General features: G+C 73.0%; 9 protein-coding genes. 8 read left to right on the top strand and 1 reads right to left on the bottom strand.

The window, feature by feature from the left end:
• On the bottom strand, window positions 1-3,846 hold the full coding sequence (locus tag ACZ7FF_RS31585) for a hypothetical protein (RefSeq protein WP_470816455.1): 3,846 nt from the start codon (window positions 3,844-3,846) through the stop codon (window positions 1-3).
• Window positions 3,847-4,985: 1,139 nt separating this feature from the next.
• Here ACZ7FF_RS31585 and ACZ7FF_RS31580 point away from each other — a divergent pair.
• From ACZ7FF_RS31580 to ACZ7FF_RS31545, 8 genes are all read left to right on the top strand, one after another.
• A complete protein-coding gene (locus tag ACZ7FF_RS31580) occupies window positions 4,986-6,278 on the top strand; it encodes a cytochrome ubiquinol oxidase subunit I (RefSeq protein WP_470816454.1) in 1,293 nt (430 codons plus the stop codon).
• Window positions 6,279-6,564: 286 nt separating this feature from the next.
• Window positions 6,565-7,587: a cytochrome d ubiquinol oxidase subunit II gene (locus ACZ7FF_RS31575; protein WP_470816452.1), complete on the top strand. Its 1,023-nt coding sequence runs from the start codon at window positions 6,565-6,567 to the stop codon at window positions 7,585-7,587.
• 15 nt (window positions 7,588-7,602) lie between these two features.
• Window positions 7,603-9,315, top strand: coding sequence for a thiol reductant ABC exporter subunit CydD (gene cydD, locus ACZ7FF_RS31570; protein ID WP_470816450.1), 1,713 nt, complete (start codon window positions 7,603-7,605; stop codon window positions 9,313-9,315).
• Window positions 9,309-11,060 (top strand): thiol reductant ABC exporter subunit CydC, encoded by a 1,752-nt coding sequence (gene cydC, locus ACZ7FF_RS31565; RefSeq protein ID WP_470816448.1) that lies wholly within the window; start codon window positions 9,309-9,311, stop codon window positions 11,058-11,060. The genes cydD and cydC overlap by 7 nt, the downstream gene beginning before the upstream one ends.
• A gap of 399 nt (window positions 11,061-11,459) precedes the next feature.
• Window positions 11,460-13,262: an asparagine synthase (glutamine-hydrolyzing) gene (gene asnB, locus ACZ7FF_RS31560; RefSeq protein ID WP_470816447.1), complete on the top strand. Its 1,803-nt coding sequence runs from the start codon at window positions 11,460-11,462 to the stop codon at window positions 13,260-13,262.
• Complete coding sequence (locus ACZ7FF_RS31555; protein ID WP_470816446.1) at window positions 13,259-14,305, top strand: PrpF domain-containing protein; 1,047 nt, start codon at window positions 13,259-13,261, stop codon at window positions 14,303-14,305. Before asnB ends, ACZ7FF_RS31555 begins: the two co-directional genes overlap by 4 nt.
• Window positions 14,284-15,435 (top strand): acyl-CoA dehydrogenase family protein, encoded by a 1,152-nt coding sequence (locus tag ACZ7FF_RS31550; RefSeq protein WP_470816444.1) that lies wholly within the window; start codon window positions 14,284-14,286, stop codon window positions 15,433-15,435. Before ACZ7FF_RS31555 ends, ACZ7FF_RS31550 begins: the two co-directional genes overlap by 22 nt.
• Window positions 15,423-16,832, top strand: coding sequence for a dihydroorotase (locus ACZ7FF_RS31545; RefSeq protein WP_470816443.1), 1,410 nt, complete (start codon window positions 15,423-15,425; stop codon window positions 16,830-16,832). The genes ACZ7FF_RS31550 and ACZ7FF_RS31545 overlap by 13 nt, the downstream gene beginning before the upstream one ends.
• Window positions 16,833-16,951: the final 119 nt, after the last annotated feature.

The following is a 16,951-nucleotide window of genomic DNA, read 5'->3' as shown; positions in this document are numbered from 1 at the left end:
TCAGGCCTCCGAGGTCGTGCGGGTGGCCTCCCCCACCAGCCCGCGCAGCGAACGCAGGGCGGTGCGGACCTCGGCCAGGTAGCGGGTCGCGGAGAACGGCTGGCGCAGCGCGTCGGACAAGCCGGCCGGGTCGCCGCCGACGGTCTCCACCTCGACCTGGTACGGCAGCGCCAGCCGATGCAGCGCGGTGAAGTGCTGGCTCGGGGCGTAGATCGGAGTGGTCACCAGCAGCAGCCGGGCGCCGGGCCGCAGCTGCTCCATCCGCTCGGCGAAGAAGGCGTAGGTGTCGCCGGTGTGCGCCCTGCGGGCGCCGGGGTCGGAGGAGGGCGCCGCGGCGACGCGCACCGGGGTGCCGTCGGCTCGCGTGTAGTGGCGCACGCCCCAGGTCCCGCCCACGTCCGCCGTGCGCTCGCCTTCCTCATGGTCGGCCCCGCCGAGGCCGAAGGCGGCCCGGGTGCCGATGTCGAGCGCCTGGTACTCCTCGGCCAGTTCCGGGTGGCCGATCCGCTCGGCGAGCTTGAACTCGTCGTCGGAAGGGTCCTTCGAGCCCCGGAAGGGCCGGTGACCGCCGAGTGCCGTGACGCTCTTGGTCTTCACACGCCCTGAATCGAGCAACTGGGCGGCGTAGGCGGGGCGGTTGAAGCAGGCGCGGACCAGGCCGCCGAGCAGCAGGACATGGTCGTAGTCGGTGCTCCGCGGCGGCGGGCAGTCGTGCAGGCCGAGCGCGGCGGTCGCGGCGAGTACGACGTCCTCCTGGTGAGGCGTCATCGGCAGTTCCGCGCCCTCGTTGCGCTCCTGGTAGTCCGCGCGGTTCTGCCAGCGCTCGCTGAACGCGTACAGCGCCTCGACGCATTCGGCGAGGCCGCGGTCGCCGTCCATCAGCGACTTCTCGTCGCCGTCGAAGGCGGTGACCAGGGCGCGCATGGCGCTCGAGCGGATCCAGGCGTCGACGGCGGACAGCACGCCGTCGCCGGTGGCGAGGGGGACGGAGGGGAAGGTGAGCGGCATGGTGCGGGACTCGATTCCGGAGAGTTTGTCGAGCAGGAAGGGACCTAGGGCCTTGTCGATCCCGAGCTCCTTCACGGCGTTCGCCGCGGCGGAGCCGGGTTTGCCGGCCAGCACGCCGGCCAGGTCCAGCCGGGCCAGCGCGATCTTGGCGCTGAGTGTGACCGCCTTGACGGTGTTGCCGCCGTCCGTCTGGCCCTCTGCGTGGGCCCGCAGTTCGTCGGCCTCGCGGGCGTGGTCGGCGGCCTCGCGCAGCTGTGCGGTGCGCTGCTGGGGCGAGAGGGGCAACAGCAGCGCGCGGTAGTAGGCCACGATGCCGCGGCCGTGGACGCAGCAGGCGGCCTCTTCGAGGTAGCGGGTGTTCAGCCGCTTCTCGCGGATGTTGAGCACGCGCTGGTAGACGTCGTCGGCCGCGTCCAGGTGGCGGGAGCGGGCCTGCGGCACGTCGTGCTTGGCCAGTTGGACGAACAGGCCGCCCAGGTTGTACAGACTGCGGTCCCGGTCGGGGCTGTTCGGGCCGACCAGTTCGGCCCGGGCGTCGGCGCTCGCCCGCAGTATCCGCTCGGCTTCCAGGTAGGTCCCCAGCCTTTCGGCTTCCGGCAGGTGCTTGGCGCGCTTTTGGAGCGCCAGCCCGTACAGCGCCTCGGCGCGGGCTCCGGCGAGCCGGAACGCCGAGTGCAGCGCGGGGTCACCGGGCGGATCGGCGCACAGTGCCCGGCACTCCTCCATCAGCGCGATCGCACGGTCCAGTTCGGGCAGGGGCGGCTCGCTGGTGCGGGTGACCACGCGCGCTTCGGCGCGCAGCGCGTTGACGGCGATGAGCCTCGCGCCGGCCGGCCGGTCCACGGCCTGCCGCGCCTGGCCGGCCAGCCGGCGGAGCATCCTGGCGGCGGCTTGCTCGTTCTGCCGTTCCACCAGGCCGGCCAGCGCGTGCAACGCCCGGTCGGCAGCCTCCTGTTCGGGGTGCTCGCCGAGCAGGTCCTCGAGGGCTCCGGGTCCGTGGGGGCCGCTGACGTCCTCGGCCTCCAGCAGCAGACCGTACGGCGGAGCCACGTCCTCCTCGGGCAGCGGGCCGCCGGCATCCCGCAGGATCTCGTACCCGACGGTGTCGACGGTGGCGAACAGCTGCTCCAGCACGGTGCCGACCAGCGCGGCGGCGCGCGGGGCGGCGCCGCCGCGCACGTCCTCTCGGACGGCGTCGCGCATCAGCCGGTGCATGAGGATCCGGCCCTCGCGCAGGTCCACCATGCCGAGCCGGTCCAGCTGGGCGGCGGCGGTGCGGATGCGCGCCGGGTCGGCGGCCTCTCCGCGAGCGCTGAGCGCGGCGGCGACCACCGGCGCCACGGTGTCGAGATCCATGCCGGACGGCGGCAGCCAGGCCAGGGCGGCGGCCAGACCGAGCGCGGCCCGGTCGTCGGGCGCGGCGGCGGCCAACTCCTCGCGGACCGCCGCCCAGAAGGCGTGCGGCGCTCGGTCGGCGTCGACCTCTCCCCGACCGGTCCACCAGTCGCGGCCGCCGGCCGCACCGCGGAACCGCTGGCTGGCGCCGATCAGCAGCGGCCGGCCGGCCAGCGCCTCCAACGGGACGTTCGGGCCGAGCCGTTCGACGACGTCCTCCTTCGGCAGCGGTCCCAGGCGGCGCACCGTGACGCCGGGCCGGTGTTCCAGCCATCTGGGGTCCGTGGTGGTGACGATGACCAACTGTCCCAGCTGGGGCTGCGGTTCGGGCATGGCGGTGAGCTCGCCCGGAGCGACGTCGACGTTGTCGAGGACCACGACCCAGGAGCCGGGCGCGTTCCGCAGCCGGGCCTTGGCGAGCTTGGCGAACGTGGAGCGGGAGAGGCGGTCCACTTCGGCCGGGTCCTGACCGGTCTCGCTCATCTCCGCGTCGCCGAGCTCCGCGGTCAGTACGGCGTTGTCGTTGGCGGTCAGGAACCAGCCCGCTCCGTGCTGCGCCTTGGCCGCGATCTGGTGCGCCAGCATCGACTTGCCGGTGCCCTGCTCGCCCTGGAGGACCACCGTGCCGGTGGCGCCGACCAGTTCGTCCAGCAGGTTCTGCCGGGCTGCGTAGGGGAAGAAGCGCGGCCGGGCCGCCAGGCGACGCGTGATCGCGGGCATCTGCCGTTCCGGCTGGAAGGCGAACGGCTGGTACCTGTCGGCGTGGAGCGCGATGACGTCGATCATCACGAGGCTGCGGTATCCGGTGCCGAGCAGTTGGGCGCGGCCCTGGGCGCAGGCGGTCGCGAAGTCGGCGCCCGGCTTGCTGCAGGCCTGCGTCACGTCGATCACCAGCACGTCCGGGTTCAGGGCGGCGGCGTTCGGCTTCCAGCGGTAGACGTGCTCCTCGCCGTCCCTTGTGACGGCGTCCTCCAGCGGCCTGCACCTGCGGCGGGCGTCGTCCCGGCGCTGGACGCCGAGTTCGGGCGTGCGGAACACGGGGCGCAGGTCGACCAGGAGCAGCGCGTGGCCGGACCGCTCACCGTCCGAGGCGCCGAGCACGATGTACGGCCGGAGACGCTTGTGCTTGCACATCGCCGCGAACAGCAGCACCAGGTCCAGGCAGGTCGCGCAGCCGCGGTCCACCGTCCGGACATCCCGGATGATCTGCTCGGTCCCGGCCCCCACCGGAACCTTCTCGTAGGCGATCCTCTTGTCCCGCAGCGTCTCGTAGAGGTCGGCGAGCAGACCGCGTGGGTCTTCCTCGCGCTCGTGCTGGCCGCCTTCCACCCACAGGCCGTGTCGGGTGAGCGGAGCGATCTCCGCGTTGGCGTACCGGGCGAGGCGCTGGTACGCGTCGTCGGCCTGCGGGTTCCACGGGCCCCAGGTGTCGTCTGTCTCCATGCGACGTCTCCCCTCGAACTGTGCATGTCGTGCGTCTGCTTGTGGCGCTCCCAAAAAAGCGGTCGGCCGGCGATGCGCCGGCGAGCCGGGTGCGGCTCACGAGGGTCGCGGGCCATGCCGACCGGCCGGGGCGGGCAGCGGCGGACAGGTGACCGCCGCTCGCGGCAACTCCCCCGCCGCCGTCGCCGCGTTCCTCCGCATCCGCGTCCACCGGCCGGAGTCGCCGGTGTGGCCCGAGGGCTGTCGGGCCTTCCCGCGGTGGCGGACGGAGAACGCCGTCACCGGGCTTCGCGCCGTGCCTACGACGGCGCGGAGGACACGGGCGTGACGAGGGTCTATCTGCTCGGGCGGTGGGCGCACCAGTCGCACAAGGCGCTGTGGGCCGGGGAGTTCGACATCCACCGCGGGGAGCTGCTGGACACCCCCTGAGCCGGCATGGTGTGGCAACCGGGTGAAGCGGCGTGGGCCGCCACGCTCGTACGCGTATCGCCGAGGCGTGGCCGGACCCGAATCGTCCGGCGCAACGGTCCCCATCGAATCAGCCACGTGCCCCCCACCGGCTCTCCCCGACACCGCAGCGTAAGGGTACGAACATGGGACAGTCGATCACTTCGCCGGAAATCATGACATCCTGGGAGACTCCCGGGTGACCTGGAGACGAGCCGGTACGTGTGCCGTGGCAGGCGCTCCGGACGACCTCGGTCAGGAGCTCGGCGTCCTGGTCCCCGACGAGGGGACGCACCACCGACTGAGCTCCGCGCCAGGGCGCGTTCCCCGCAGGCGGCGGGCCCTCGGGCTCGTGCGGCGCTGACCTGTGACTCAAGGGAGGCTCGACCGTCGACTGGTTCGATGAAGGCCTCAGGAATGGAGCAGCCGGCCGTCACCGGCTCGATGCCCGCACCGCGCAGGGACCGGATGCACCGGATCCCCTGCCCGGCCGGCCGAGCGGCGCGCGCCAGAGGAATCAGGGGATGGACGTGCCCGAGGTCGCCGGTGCTCGCGAAAGGGATTCCCAGCCGGCCACCCACACCCCTGCCGATGACCGTATATCTAGCATCGATTGCAAAACGAGTGCTGCTAACATCCCTGTGCGCACGCGGCCTTGGCGGCCAAACCGATCTCTTTGGGGTGACTAGGACATGGGAACCGTCGGACTGGCACGCACCCAGTTCGCCTTAACGGTGGGGGTGCACTACCTGCTCGTCGCGCTGACCCTCGGGCTCGTGGTCATGGTGGCGATCTGCCACACCCGCTGGGTCCGCACGGGCGACCCGGCGCTCCGGCAGGCCACGAAGTACTGGGGCACGCTCTACGTCATCAACTACGCGGTCGGCATCGGCGCGGGCATCGCCATGGAGTACCAGCTCAGCGCCAACTGGTCGGGCCTGGAGAACATGGGCGCCGGAGTGTTCGGCGCGCCGCTCGCCGTGGAGACCGTGGTCGCGTTCTTCGTGGAGTCGACCTTCCTCGCGCTGTGGATCTTCGGCTGGCAGCGGCTGCCCGCGAAGGTGCATCTGGCCTGCATCTGGATCGTCGCCGCGGCCGCGTACCTCTCCGTCGTCTGGGCCCTGCTGGCCAACGGCTTCATGAACAACCCCGTGGCGTACGAGATGCGCGACGGCACCCTCCAACTGACCGACCCGCTCGCCCTGTTCACCAACCCCAACGCGTGGATCGCCATCCTGCACATCACCGGCGGGGCCGCCGCGGTCGGTGGATTCTTCATGCTCGGTGTCTCGGTGATGCTGCGCCGGCGCGGCCGGGCCGACGACACGTTCCTACGGCACTCGATGCGCATGGGCGCCCACGCGGGCTTCTGGGGCGCCCTGCTGGTCGGCCTCAGCGGTGCGGTGCAGATCGACCGGATCGCCGGGCAGCAGCCGATCAAGCAGGCGCTGCTGGACGGCGACAGTGAGCGGATCGCCGCGTTCCAGCGGGAGCTGACGGAGCGTTTCGGGGATTCCGGGCTGCCGCCGGGGCCGGTGGTGCAGTACAGCGCCTACGCGATGATGGCCGTCGGGTTCGTTCTGCTGCTCGTCTCCGTGTGGACCCTGATCGCCCTGCGCGGCGACCGGATGCTCACGTCGAAGCCGCTGCATCGAGTGCTGCGGATCACCATGGTGCTGCCCTTCGTGGCGAACATCGCCGGCTGGCTGGTGCGCGAGATCGGCCGGCAGCCGTTCGTCATCAACGACATCCTCACCACCCGGCAGGCCTTGACCCCCTCGCTCACCGCCACCCAACTGACCGTCTCCCTGGTGGTGTTGGGGGCGGTCGTCACGACCCTGCTGATCCTCGACTGGTGGCTGCTCGGCAAAGCGGCGATGCGCGGCCCCGCGCGGGCCGATCTGTGGGCACAGGAGTCCGGCTCGGGCGAACGCCCCGGTCCCGGCGGCACGCTCGACGACGAGCGCGACAGCGTCCTGCTCTAGGGCCTGTCCGGCGGATCAGGTCGCACCGTGGTGACCCACCCCCTTCCGCAGTGGTGAACGGGGCCCGGTGCGTGCCGCCGCAAGGCGGAGAAGGGCGTCCCCGCGGAGCGCCGGCAACCGACGACGCGGCAGATGTGCCTGCCACGGCCACGTCGGCCGCTCCGCGGCGGCCGCGACCGCGACAAGATCCGCCGCACAGCCCCCGGAGCCTGCCGACCACGGCGCCCGCCGACTCGTCCGGGCTCGGCCCGTCCCGCATCTCACGCTGCAAAGGAGCACACCGGCCATGAATTACCCGACCTTGTGGACCATCGGGTTCATCGCCTTGTTCACCGGCTATCTGACGCTCGCCGGAACCAACTACGGAGTGGGCACGACCCTGTTGTTCACGGCCCGTGGCGACCGGGAACGCCGTCAGGTGCTCGGCGGCCTCGGCCCGTTCCTGCTCGCCAACGAGTCCTGGCTGCTGGTCTCCCTCGGCATCCTGGTGGGCACCATGCCGGGCCTGGAGAGCCAACTCCTGGTCGGTGCGGCGCCGTTCGCCCTGCTGGCCATGACCGGCGCGCTGGTCCTCACCAGCGCCGTGATGCTTCGCAGCCGGCACCCCGAGGCCACCGTGCGCAGGCGGTGGGACGGCGTGATCTGCGCGGCCGGCACGGCGGCGGCGTTCGGCTGGGGAGCGTTCCTGGTCGCCGTCGCAGGGTCGCTCGACCTCGACGCCGGCGGCCATGTCCTGGGCAGCGGCGCGGCGTTCACCCCGTACGCCCTGCTCGGCGGGGTGAGTGCCGTCGCGCTGCTCGGTGCGCACGGCTGCGCCTTCACCGCCGCCCGCACCACCGGGGCGGTCGCCGCCCGCGCCACCGTGCTCGCCCGGCGGCTGTGCGGCGTCGGCTGCCTGCTCGTCGTCGTGACATGCCTCGCCTCCTGGGCCGGCGGGCACACCGGCGGGGTGGCGCTGCACCGGCCGGTCCTCGCGCTGCTGCTGCTCGCGCTCGCCGTGCTCGCCCTGCCGCCGGCCGTCCGCGCGCTGTCCGCCGGACAGCCCTGGCGGGCGTACGCGGCCACGGCCGTCGCGGTGGGGCTCGCGCCGGTCGCCGTGTTCGCGGCCAAGTACCCGTATCTGGCGACCCCCGCGCGGTCCGGGGTGCGGCCCGTCGCCGTCCAGGACCTCGCCGCGGACAGCACCGCACTGGCGCTGGTCACCTGGACCGCGGGCCCGGTCCTGGTGCTGGTGATCGCCGTACAGCTGCGGATGTGGTGGCTGCTGCGCGCTCCCGCGAACCGGTCCACGGCACCCGCCTTCCACTGACGCCCCGGGGGACGCATGAAGCACGGACCGCTCGATGCCGAACTGGTGCGGATCCACCCGCGCGTGAAGGTGTTCCTGCTGGTGTGCACGGCCGGTGCGGCGCTCGGCGGCGCGCTGGTCGTCGCCCAGTCGCTGCTCCTCGCCCGGGTACTGGCCGCCCTCTTCGACGGCGGCTCCCGCGAGGCCTTCGCCACGGTGTCGACGCCCCTGGTCGCCGGGGTCGTCGCGGCCCGGTGCGCGCTCGTCTGGTGGGAGCGCTGGTATCCGGCGCGGGAGGCGACGCGGGTGCAGCAGGCGTTGCGCGGCGAACTGGTCGAGGCCGCGGGCCGGGGCCGGATCCGGGGCTCGGGGCCGTCGCCCGCCGCCGTGGTGGCCGTGCTGACGCGCGGCGCGGACGCGCTGGACGGGTACGTCTCGGGCGCCGTGGCCGTGCTGCCGCACGCCGTCGTGGTGCCGCCCGCCGTCGTGTGCACGCTGCTGTTCCTCGATGTGCCCTCCGGGCTCACCGTGCTGGTCACCCTCCCCTTCGTCCCGCTGGTGCTCGCCGTCGTCGGACTGCACACCAAGGCGCGTACCGAGCGGCACTGGAAGGTGCTGCTGCGGCTGGGTGAGCGCTTCCGTCAGGCGGTCGGCGGACTCACCACCCTGCGGGTGTTCGGGCGGCAGGACGACGCGGCCCGGCGGATCCGCGCGGCCGCCGCCGAGCACCGGGTGGTCACGATGGCCGCCCTGCGGCAGGCGTTCCTGTCGTCCTTCGTCCTCGAGACCATGACCACGCTGGCCGTCGCCCTGATCGCGGTGCCGGTCGGCTTCCGGCTGCTCGCCGGGGACATGTCGCTCAGCGCGGGCCTCGCCGTCCTGCTGCTCACACCGGAGGCGTACCGCCCGCTGCGCTCCCTGGCGCTGCGCTTCCACGCGAGCCAGGAGGGCCGGGCCGTGCTCGACCAGGCCCGCCGGATCAGGGAGGCCGCCCCCGCTCCGATGCGGCCCGCCGCATCGGAGCCGCACCCGGTGCCCGTGCCCAGCCCGGCCCGGCACCCTGTCGTCCTGGACCGGCTGACGGTCGGGTTCCCGGGCGGGCCCCCCGCGCTGACCGAGGTGTCGCTGACGCTCGAACCCGGCCGCTGCCATGCGCTGACCGGGCCCAGCGGCGCGGGCAAGAGCACGCTGCTGCGCACCCTCGCCGGCCAGCTCGCACCGCTCGACGGCGAGATCCGCATCGGGTCCCACCCGCTGCCGTACGTCCCCGATGCCGCCTGGACCGACGCGCTCGGGGTGGTGCCGCAGCGGCCGCACCTGTTCGCCATGTCCCTCGCGGACAACGTCCGCCTCGGCCGCCCCGACGCCGGCCCCGAAGAGGTGTGGCAGGCGCTGGCCGCGGCGGGGGCCGCCGACTTCGTGGCGGCACTGCCCGACGGCCCGGCGACCCCGCTCGGCGACGGCGGCGCCGTGCTCAGCGCCGGTGAACGGCAACGGATCGCGCTGGCCCGCGCCCTGCTGCGCAAGCCGGCGCTGCTGCTGCTCGACGAGCCCACCGCGCGTCTCGACGGGGAGACGGAGCAGCGGGTGCTCGACGCCCTGCGCGCCCTCGCCGGGAACGAGAGCACCACGGTGCTGGTGGTCACCCATCGCCCCCGGGTCATGGAACACGCGGACACGGTGTTCCACGCCGCTGACGGCTCGGTCGACGTCCAGCCGCGCCTGCTGGAAGGACAGCCGACATGGTGAGGCGTTCAGCCCCCGCACTGCTACCGACCCGCCTGGTCCTCGCGGCCCTCGCGACGGCGCTGTGCGAGGCGTCGGCGGTGGCCCTGACCGCCACCGCTGCCTGGCTCATCTGCCGGGCCTCCGAGCAACCCCCGCTCGCCGCCCTGTCGTTGGCGGTGGTCGCGGTCCGCGCCCTGGCGATCGTGCGCGGCACGCTGCGCTACGGCGAGCGGCTGGCCGGACATGACGCGGCGCTGCGGATCATGGAGCGGGTGCGCGGCCGGTTCTTCGACGCCCTGGAGCCGCTGGCCCCGTCCGGGCAGCCCGCGTTCCGCCGTGGCGACCTGCTCACCCGGCTGCTCGCGGACGTGGAGGCGGTGCAGGACCTGGTGATCCGGGTGGTGCTGCCCGGACTCGCGGCGCTCACGGTCGGCGCCGGTGTCACCGTCTGGGTGTGGCTGCAACTGCCCGCGGCCGGTGCCGTGTTGGGCTGCGGTCTGCTGGTGGGCTCGGTGCTGCTGCCGGTGGCGGCGGCTGTCGCCCTGGACCGGGCGCGGGTGCGTCTGGTGCGGGCCCGCGGCACGCTGGCGGTGCGCAGCGTGGACTTCATCGAGGGGGCCGAGGACCTCGCGGTCTGCGGGGCGTCGGCCGCCGCCACCGAGCGCGAGCGCGCCGCCGCGCGGAGCGTCGCCCGGCTGGAACGCTCCGTGGCGCTGCGCGGGGCCACCGCCGGCGCCGCGGGGCTCCTGGTCCGGCTGGTGACGACCGGTGCGGTGGCGGTGCTCGCCGCGAGGGCCCAGGACGCCGGGCGGCTCGGCCCGGTCGCCGTCGCCGTCCTCACCCTGACCGCGCTCGCCGCCGTGGAGACGAGCGCTCCCGTGCAGGCTGCGGCGGAGCGGCTCGGTGAACTCGGCCATGGGCTGCGGCGGTTGCGGGAAGTACTGCGCGCCCGCCCGCCCGTGCCCGAGCCCGCCCGTCCGCGCCCGGTGCCGGCGGGCCCCCTCACCCTGGAGTTCGACGACGTCACCGTGGTGCCCCCGGGAGCGTCCCGGGCGGCCCTGAGCGGATTCGGCCTGTCCCTGCCCCCGGGGCGCAAGGTCGCCCTGGTCGGGCCGAGCGGCGCGGGCAAGAGCACCGTGCTCGCCGCCGCGCTGGGGTTCGTCCGCCCCGGGGCGGGACGGGTGACGCTGAACGGTGTGCCGGTCGAGCAGACAGCGGGCCGGCAGCTGCGGCCCCGTCTCGTGTGCGGGCTCACACAGGAGCACTACGTCTTCGCCGGCACGGTCCGCTCCGTGCTCAGGATCGGCCGGCCGGACGCCGAGGACGCCGAGCTGTGGTCCGCCCTGGAGCGGGCGGGTGCCGCCGCGTGGATCCGCGGCCTGCCGGGCGGCCTGGACACCGAAGTGCGGGACGACGCGGCCGAGTTGGCGGGCGGCCAGCGCCAGCGGCTGGCGCTGGCCGCCGCCCTGCTCGCCGATCCCCGCGTCCTCGTCCTGGACGAACCCACCGAGTCCGTCGATCCCCGAACGGCCGACGCCCTGCTCCGCGACACCCTGGCCGCGGCGGGCGACCGGGCCCTCCTCCTGGTCAGCCACCGCCTCCGCGGCCTCGAGTCCGCCGACGAGATCGTGGTGCTGCGCGCGGGGCACGTCGTCCAGCGCGGCAGCCACACCGAACTCCTCGCCCAGGAGGGCTACTACCGCGACCAGTACACCGCCGAACGCGAGGCCGAGCAGCGCACGGCGCCCGGGCTCACCGTGCGGTGAGCCCGGGGGCCGATGTACGGCAGAGCCGGCTTCCTGCTGCTCCGCGCATAAGCCCTGCACGCCGAACGTCACCCGCGGCCGCCTCGGGCGGCTCGCCCGCCATGGCTTCCCCTCCCCCGTGCGGACCGGGCCGCCACCAGGAAGGGCCTCGAAATCCGCTGACTTCGTGTCTCCGCGAGGGATTCCTCGTATCTCCTGCCGGATCTGCGCTCGAGCCCGCTTCTAGGTCGAGCTGGTCAACTTGGGGCAATGCATGGGGTGAACGAGGACCGGTTCCCTTCTCGGTGAAAGCAAAAACCGGCAGGAGCCGCACGCCGATCCAGGAGACGAATTCGACCTACCGTCGCATCGGTACTGATAGTCCAGTTCCAATTAATTCACACAGGCGAGAGTCGGGCGATGTGTCGGATATTTGGCCACTTTAATGGCGTGGTGACCCCACGCGAACTTCAGACGGTCGGCGCGCTTCAGCGGCACGGCGGCCCCGATGGCCAGGGCAGCGTGCACGACGCGATGTGGTCCGTCGGGAACAACCGGCTGGCCATCATGGATCTGGACGGCGGCCGGCAGCCGTACGAACTCCTGGACGGTCGCATACGAATCGTCTTCAACGGCGAGATCTACAACCACGACGAGCTCCGACAGCGGCTGCGGGCGCGGGGTTACACCTTTTCCGACCGCTGCGACGGGTCGATTCTCCCGGCGTTGTACGACGTGTACGGCGACGATTTCACCGAGCACTTGGACGGCATGTACGCGATCGCCGTCCTCGACCAGCGCGCCGAGCCGCGGCTGGTGCTCGCCACCGATCACGTGGGCATGAAGCCGTTGTACTACCGGTGGGATCCGGCGTCGGGAGCGCTTCATTTCTCCTCGGAGATCCCCGCCCTGCTCGCGTTCGACGCGGTGTCGAGCACCGTCTGGGCGCCGGGTCTGGACGCGTACCTCGCGACGAAGACGCCCTTCGGCGAGCAGACGATGTTCGCCGACATCAAGGTGTTGCCGCCGGCGGCCACGGCGGTCTGCGACCGGGCCTCGGGGTTGCGCGTCCTGCGCCGGAAGCCGCCCCGGCCGGGCCCGTTGCCCGGCGACGACACACCCGGCCGGCTGCGCGCGCTGCTTCGGAACGAGGTGCGCCGGCTCCGGGTGGCCGACGTCCCGCTCGCCTCGATCACCTCCGGCGGGCTCGACTCCGGCCTGGTCACGGCGTTCGCCGCAGAGGACGGCAGCGACCTGCACACCTTCAACCTCTCCTACAAGGGCTCCTGGCCCGGGGACGAGCGGCGGTACGCGCGCCAGATCGCGGAGCGGACCGGAGCGGTCTACCACCAGGTGGAGATCGATCCGGCCGCCTTCCCCGACCTGATGGCGGACGTCGTGTGGCACCTGGGCCAGCCGAACGCCGACCCGATCACGCTCAGCACCTACGCCCTGTTCCGCGCCGTACGGGAGGCCGGCTTCAAGGTGGCGCTGACCGGCGACGGCGCGGACGAGGTCTTCGGCGGCTACGACCGGATGCGCGCGGCGGCGCAGGCCCCCGGACAGTGGCGTGCGGCGTACTCGGATGCCCTCGCCGTCGCCCCCGCGCGGCTGAGAGGCCTGCTCTACACCAGGGACTACGCCGCCGAGGTGGACCTGGCGGCGCCGCTTCCCGAGGGGGCGAGTCATCTCCTTCGCGACGACGGCGACGATCCGTTGGGGCGGATCACGGCGTTCGAGATGGAGTACCGCCTGCCCGCGTATCACCTGCGCCGCGTGGATCACCTGAGCATGGCGCACTCGGTCGAGGTGCGGCTGCCGTACTGCCAGCGCGACGTCGTCGCCTTCGGGCGGGCGCTGCCCGACCGCATGCGCATCAGCGGCGGGCGGGTCAAGCGGGCGCTCTACTCCGCCGCCTCCGGACTGCTGCCCAAGGATGTCCTGAACCGCCCCAAGCAGCCCTTCACCCTGCCTCTCACCGCGATGCTCACCCCTGGGCAGCCGCTGTGGGACTTCGCCGGGGACATGCTCGGCGCGAGCCGGCTGCGCGCTGCGGGCCAGCTCGACCCCGGCGCCGTGCGGAACCTCTTCACAGCCCAGGCCGGCCGTCCGGACGACACCGCGGCGCTGACGATCTGGGCCCTGCTGGTGCACGAGGTCTGGCGGGAGCAGTTCCGGCCGGGCGCACGGGCGGGGGCCGTGAGGGGAGCGATGGTCGCGTGATCGGTCACATCGCTTATGCGTCCGGGAGTCCCTGCCCCACCCTCGTCCTCGACGCGCGGCAGTTTCCGAGAGAGCGGGGGCCGCTCCTGGAGGCCCTCACCGAGGTCCGCCGGCGGCTGGTTCTGGCCGGCGGGGCGCACATACTCAAGATCGCGCTGATCGAGCCGTCGTCGCACCCGCTGTTCGATCTCGACTACCGCTTCATCCAGGCGCTTCCGGACGGTTTGGCGCGGTTCGATCTGCGCGGCTCGTGCGGGCACTCCGTGCTGTGCTCCGTGATGGCCGCCGGGCGGTCCGGGATGCTTCCCCGGCAGGGCCCCGGGGACCGGGTCCGGGTGCACGTCCTCAACAACGGCGATCACCTCGTGTGCGAGACCGAGGAGGCCGACCGGGAGACCGCCAGGTGCACGATGTACTTCCTGCACACTCCCCCGGTCCCGGTGGCAGGTCTGCTGCTGCGGGACGAGCCGCAGACGACTCTCGACGTGGAAGACGAGAAGGTGACCGTCTCCATGGTCTCCTCCGGCAATCCGTACGTCTTCGTCGGGGCGCGGGAAGCCGGGGTGACCGACGCCGCGGAACTGTTCACCGGGGGGCCCGACCTGTTCGACCGGCTGGAACGGATCCGTGGGGCGGCGGCCCGGTTGCTCGACTGGTCGCCCGACGGGGCGTTCCCCAAGATCGCGGTCGTCGTGCCCGACGGGGCCGGCCGGATAGCGGCTCGGGCCGTGACCGTGCCCGGCTGGCATCCCACGCTGGCGCTGACCGGCGCGGTCTGCCTGGGGGCGGCGAGTTGCATTCCGGGGACGATTCCATGGCTCGCGGCACGGGACGTGGGATGTCTCGGCGGGCAGGTGGACATCCGGACCACCGGCGGGAGCACGGCGGTCACCGCCACCACCCGGATCGGCGACGGCCGCACCGAACTCGCCTGGGTCGCCGTGGGCAACAAGACCGTCCGGTACCACGGCCCGTTCTTCCCCGAATCGCTCACCCGTTTCCAACCCAGGGAGTTCGGAGAATGTCTGTCGCTTCCAGCCTGATCCGCACAGAGGACGTCGTCCGCACGGTCGGGCCCACCCTCGCGCCGCCGGTCCTGGACATGTTGCGCGAGTCCGATGCCCAAGCCGCCGTCATCGGCAAGCCCGACAGGTCGGTGCTGTCGAGACTGCGGGCTTCGGGACTGCTCGCTACCGCCGTCCCGGAGGCGTACGGAGGCGCCGGGGGTGACGCCGCGGCTGTGAACCGGGTCGTGGAGCAGGTGGCGACGGTGAACCCGTCCGTGGCGATCATCTTGTTCCAGCATTTCGCGGTGTGCGCGCGCATCGACGAGTGGGGCACCGACGAGCAGAAGGCGAGGTACCTGCCGGCTCTGGCCTCGGGCGAGTTCCTCGCGGCTTCGGCGTGGAGTGAGACGGGGGCGGGTGCCGCCAAGAAGCGGCTGGCGTCCACCGCCGAGCGACTCCCGGGCGATCGATGGCTGTTGAGCGGCGCGAAGGCGTTCACCACCGGCGCCGGTGTCGCGGACCTCTACCTCGTGCTCGTGCAGACGTCGGAGGAACAGGACGACCCGCGCAGCAGTTACGGCTCGGCCGGCCAGACCTTCTTCCTCGTGCACGGCGACAACCCCGGGCTGATCCCCGATCTGAGCCTGGAACTGGTCGGCATGCGCGGATCCGCGACGGGCTTCGTCCGGCTCAGCGGCTGCGAGGTCGCCGACGGCGATCGCCTGGGACCGCTCGGGCAGGCGACGGCCGTCATCGCCGGCGTGCGGGAGAGCGGCGCGACGCTCGGCGCGGTGTCGATCGGCATCGCCCAGGCGGTGTACGACCTCGCCGCCGGACACCGTGCCCGCCTCGACGGGACACGGGCCCAGACCGTCCGGCACGAGATGGTCGCGCTCAGCACGCTGCTGGAGTCGGCGCGTGCCTTCGTCGTGCGCGCGGGCCATCGGTCGTCGGACGATCCGGGCCGGACCACGCTGCAGGCCAAGCTGCACGCCTCGGCCGCCGCCGAGCAGATGTGCCTGGAGGTCTCCCGCATGCTCGGCTCTGCCGGTTACGTCGTCGACCACCGGCTGAACCGGTTGACCGCTGACGCCCGGGCGGTCGCCCTGATGGGCCCGACCAACGAGCTGTGCCGAGAGTTGGTGGCGCAGTCATGGGAGAGCTGAGCCGGGAGCGTGCCGATCTCGTGGTGACCGGGCGCCTCGTCACGCCGACGGGGGTGCGGCCGGGCGCGGTCGTCGTGTCCGCGGGCCGGATCGGCGCCATCACCGACATCGACGAGGCCGCCCCGGGGGTGCCACGGCTCGATGCCGGCGACGCCTACGTGCTGCCCGGGCTGATCGACTCGCATGTGCACTTCCGCACGCCGGGCCTGGAGCACAAGGAGGACTGGGAGCACGCCGGCCGGGCCGCCGTGGCGGGCGGCGTCACCACGGTCATCGACATGCCGAACACGAAGCCTCCGGGACTGACGCCGGAAGCGATAGCGGCGAAGGCCGCGTTGGTGGCCGGGTCGTCGCTGGTCGACTACCGGTTCCATCTGGGCGCCGACCCGGAACGGCCCGAACTGCTCGCCGACCTCGACCCCGCGATCGCCACCAGTGCCAAGGTCTTCATGGCCGGGCACCAGACCGCGCCGACGGTCGTGCGGGACCGGGACCAGCTGGAGAGGATCTTCACCGCCGCCGCTGCCGGCGGTGTGCAACTGGTGCTGCACGCCGAGCGGGACACCCTGTTCACGCTGCTCGACGGCGTGCGGGGGCGGCTTCGGGACTACGCCGCCTACGAACGGTCACGGCCGCGCAGCAGCGGAATCGCGGCCGTGGCGGATGTCATCGAGCTGGTGCGCCGCCACGGAACGAAGGCGCACATCCTGCACGTGTCCAGCGCGGAGGAGGTCGACCTGCTCGCGGCCGCGCACGCCGACGGGCTGCCGCTCACCTTCGAGGTGACCGCGCACCACCTGTCGTTCACCGACCACGACACGCTGCGGACCGGAGCGCGTACCCGCCTGTCGCCGGCCATCCGTTCCACGGCCGACCAGGACCGGCTCTGGGCGGCGTTGCGCCGCGGCGAGGTCGCCACACTGGGCAGTGACCACGCTCCGCACACCAGGGCGGAGAAGCTCCTGCCGATCCCGGACGCTCCGCCCGGGATTCCCGGCGTGCAGGAGCTCGCCGTCGCCGTCTGGACGGGGATGCGCCGACGGTGGCTCGACGAGTCCTCCGACGTGGCGATCATGCGGCTCGTCGATCACCTCGCGGCCAGGCCGGCAGCGCTCTTCCGGCTGCCGGGGAAGGGCCGCCTGGAGCAGGGCGCCGACGCGGACCTGACGATCTTCGGGCCGGATGATCCGTGGATGCTCTCCGCGCACGACATACACGCCAAGTGCGGCTGGTCGGCCTATGAGGGATGGACGATGGCCGGCAAGGTGCTGACCACCATCAGGGCGGGAGAGGTGGTCTGGGACGCGGGCGACCGGAGCTTCGGCAGCCCCACCGGGCGCTGGCTCGCGGCCGACATGTCGCGGCGAGCGCTCGCCACGGAGAGCGTCCGCCCATGACGTACCGGGGCCGTCGGGGGCCGCTGACCGCGCCCCCGGCGCCCTGGCGACGTGCCCGCGCGCACGCGGTCGTGACTGCGGCGCTCGGGCGCCCCGGACGTCATCGGCGAGAGCGGTCG

This window comes from Streptomyces sp. NPDC037126 (assembly GCF_055605965.1).
The sequence above is the reverse complement of the archived record's forward strand: the minus strand, read 5'-3'. Positions and strand labels throughout refer to the sequence as shown.

Excerpts from the sequence above, each read along its gene's own strand:
- ACZ7FF_RS31575 (WP_470816452.1), top strand. The coding sequence starts at position 6,565 with ATGAATTACCCGACCTTGTGGACCATCGGGTTCATCGCCTTGTTCACC.
- asnB (WP_470816447.1), top strand. The coding sequence starts at position 11,460 with ATGTGTCGGATATTTGGCCACTTTAATGGCGTGGTGACCCCACGCGAA.
- ACZ7FF_RS31585 (WP_470816455.1), bottom strand. The coding sequence starts at position 3,846 with ATGGAGACAGACGACACCTGGGGCCCGTGGAACCCGCAGGCCGACGAC.
- cydD (WP_470816450.1), top strand. The coding sequence starts at position 7,603 with ATGAAGCACGGACCGCTCGATGCCGAACTGGTGCGGATCCACCCGCGC.
- ACZ7FF_RS31550 (WP_470816444.1), top strand. The coding sequence starts at position 14,284 with ATGTCTGTCGCTTCCAGCCTGATCCGCACAGAGGACGTCGTCCGCACG.
- ACZ7FF_RS31545 (WP_470816443.1), top strand. The coding sequence starts at position 15,423 with ATGGGAGAGCTGAGCCGGGAGCGTGCCGATCTCGTGGTGACCGGGCGC.
- cydC (WP_470816448.1), top strand. The coding sequence starts at position 9,309 with ATGGTGAGGCGTTCAGCCCCCGCACTGCTACCGACCCGCCTGGTCCTC.
- ACZ7FF_RS31580 (WP_470816454.1), top strand. The coding sequence starts at position 4,986 with ATGGGAACCGTCGGACTGGCACGCACCCAGTTCGCCTTAACGGTGGGG.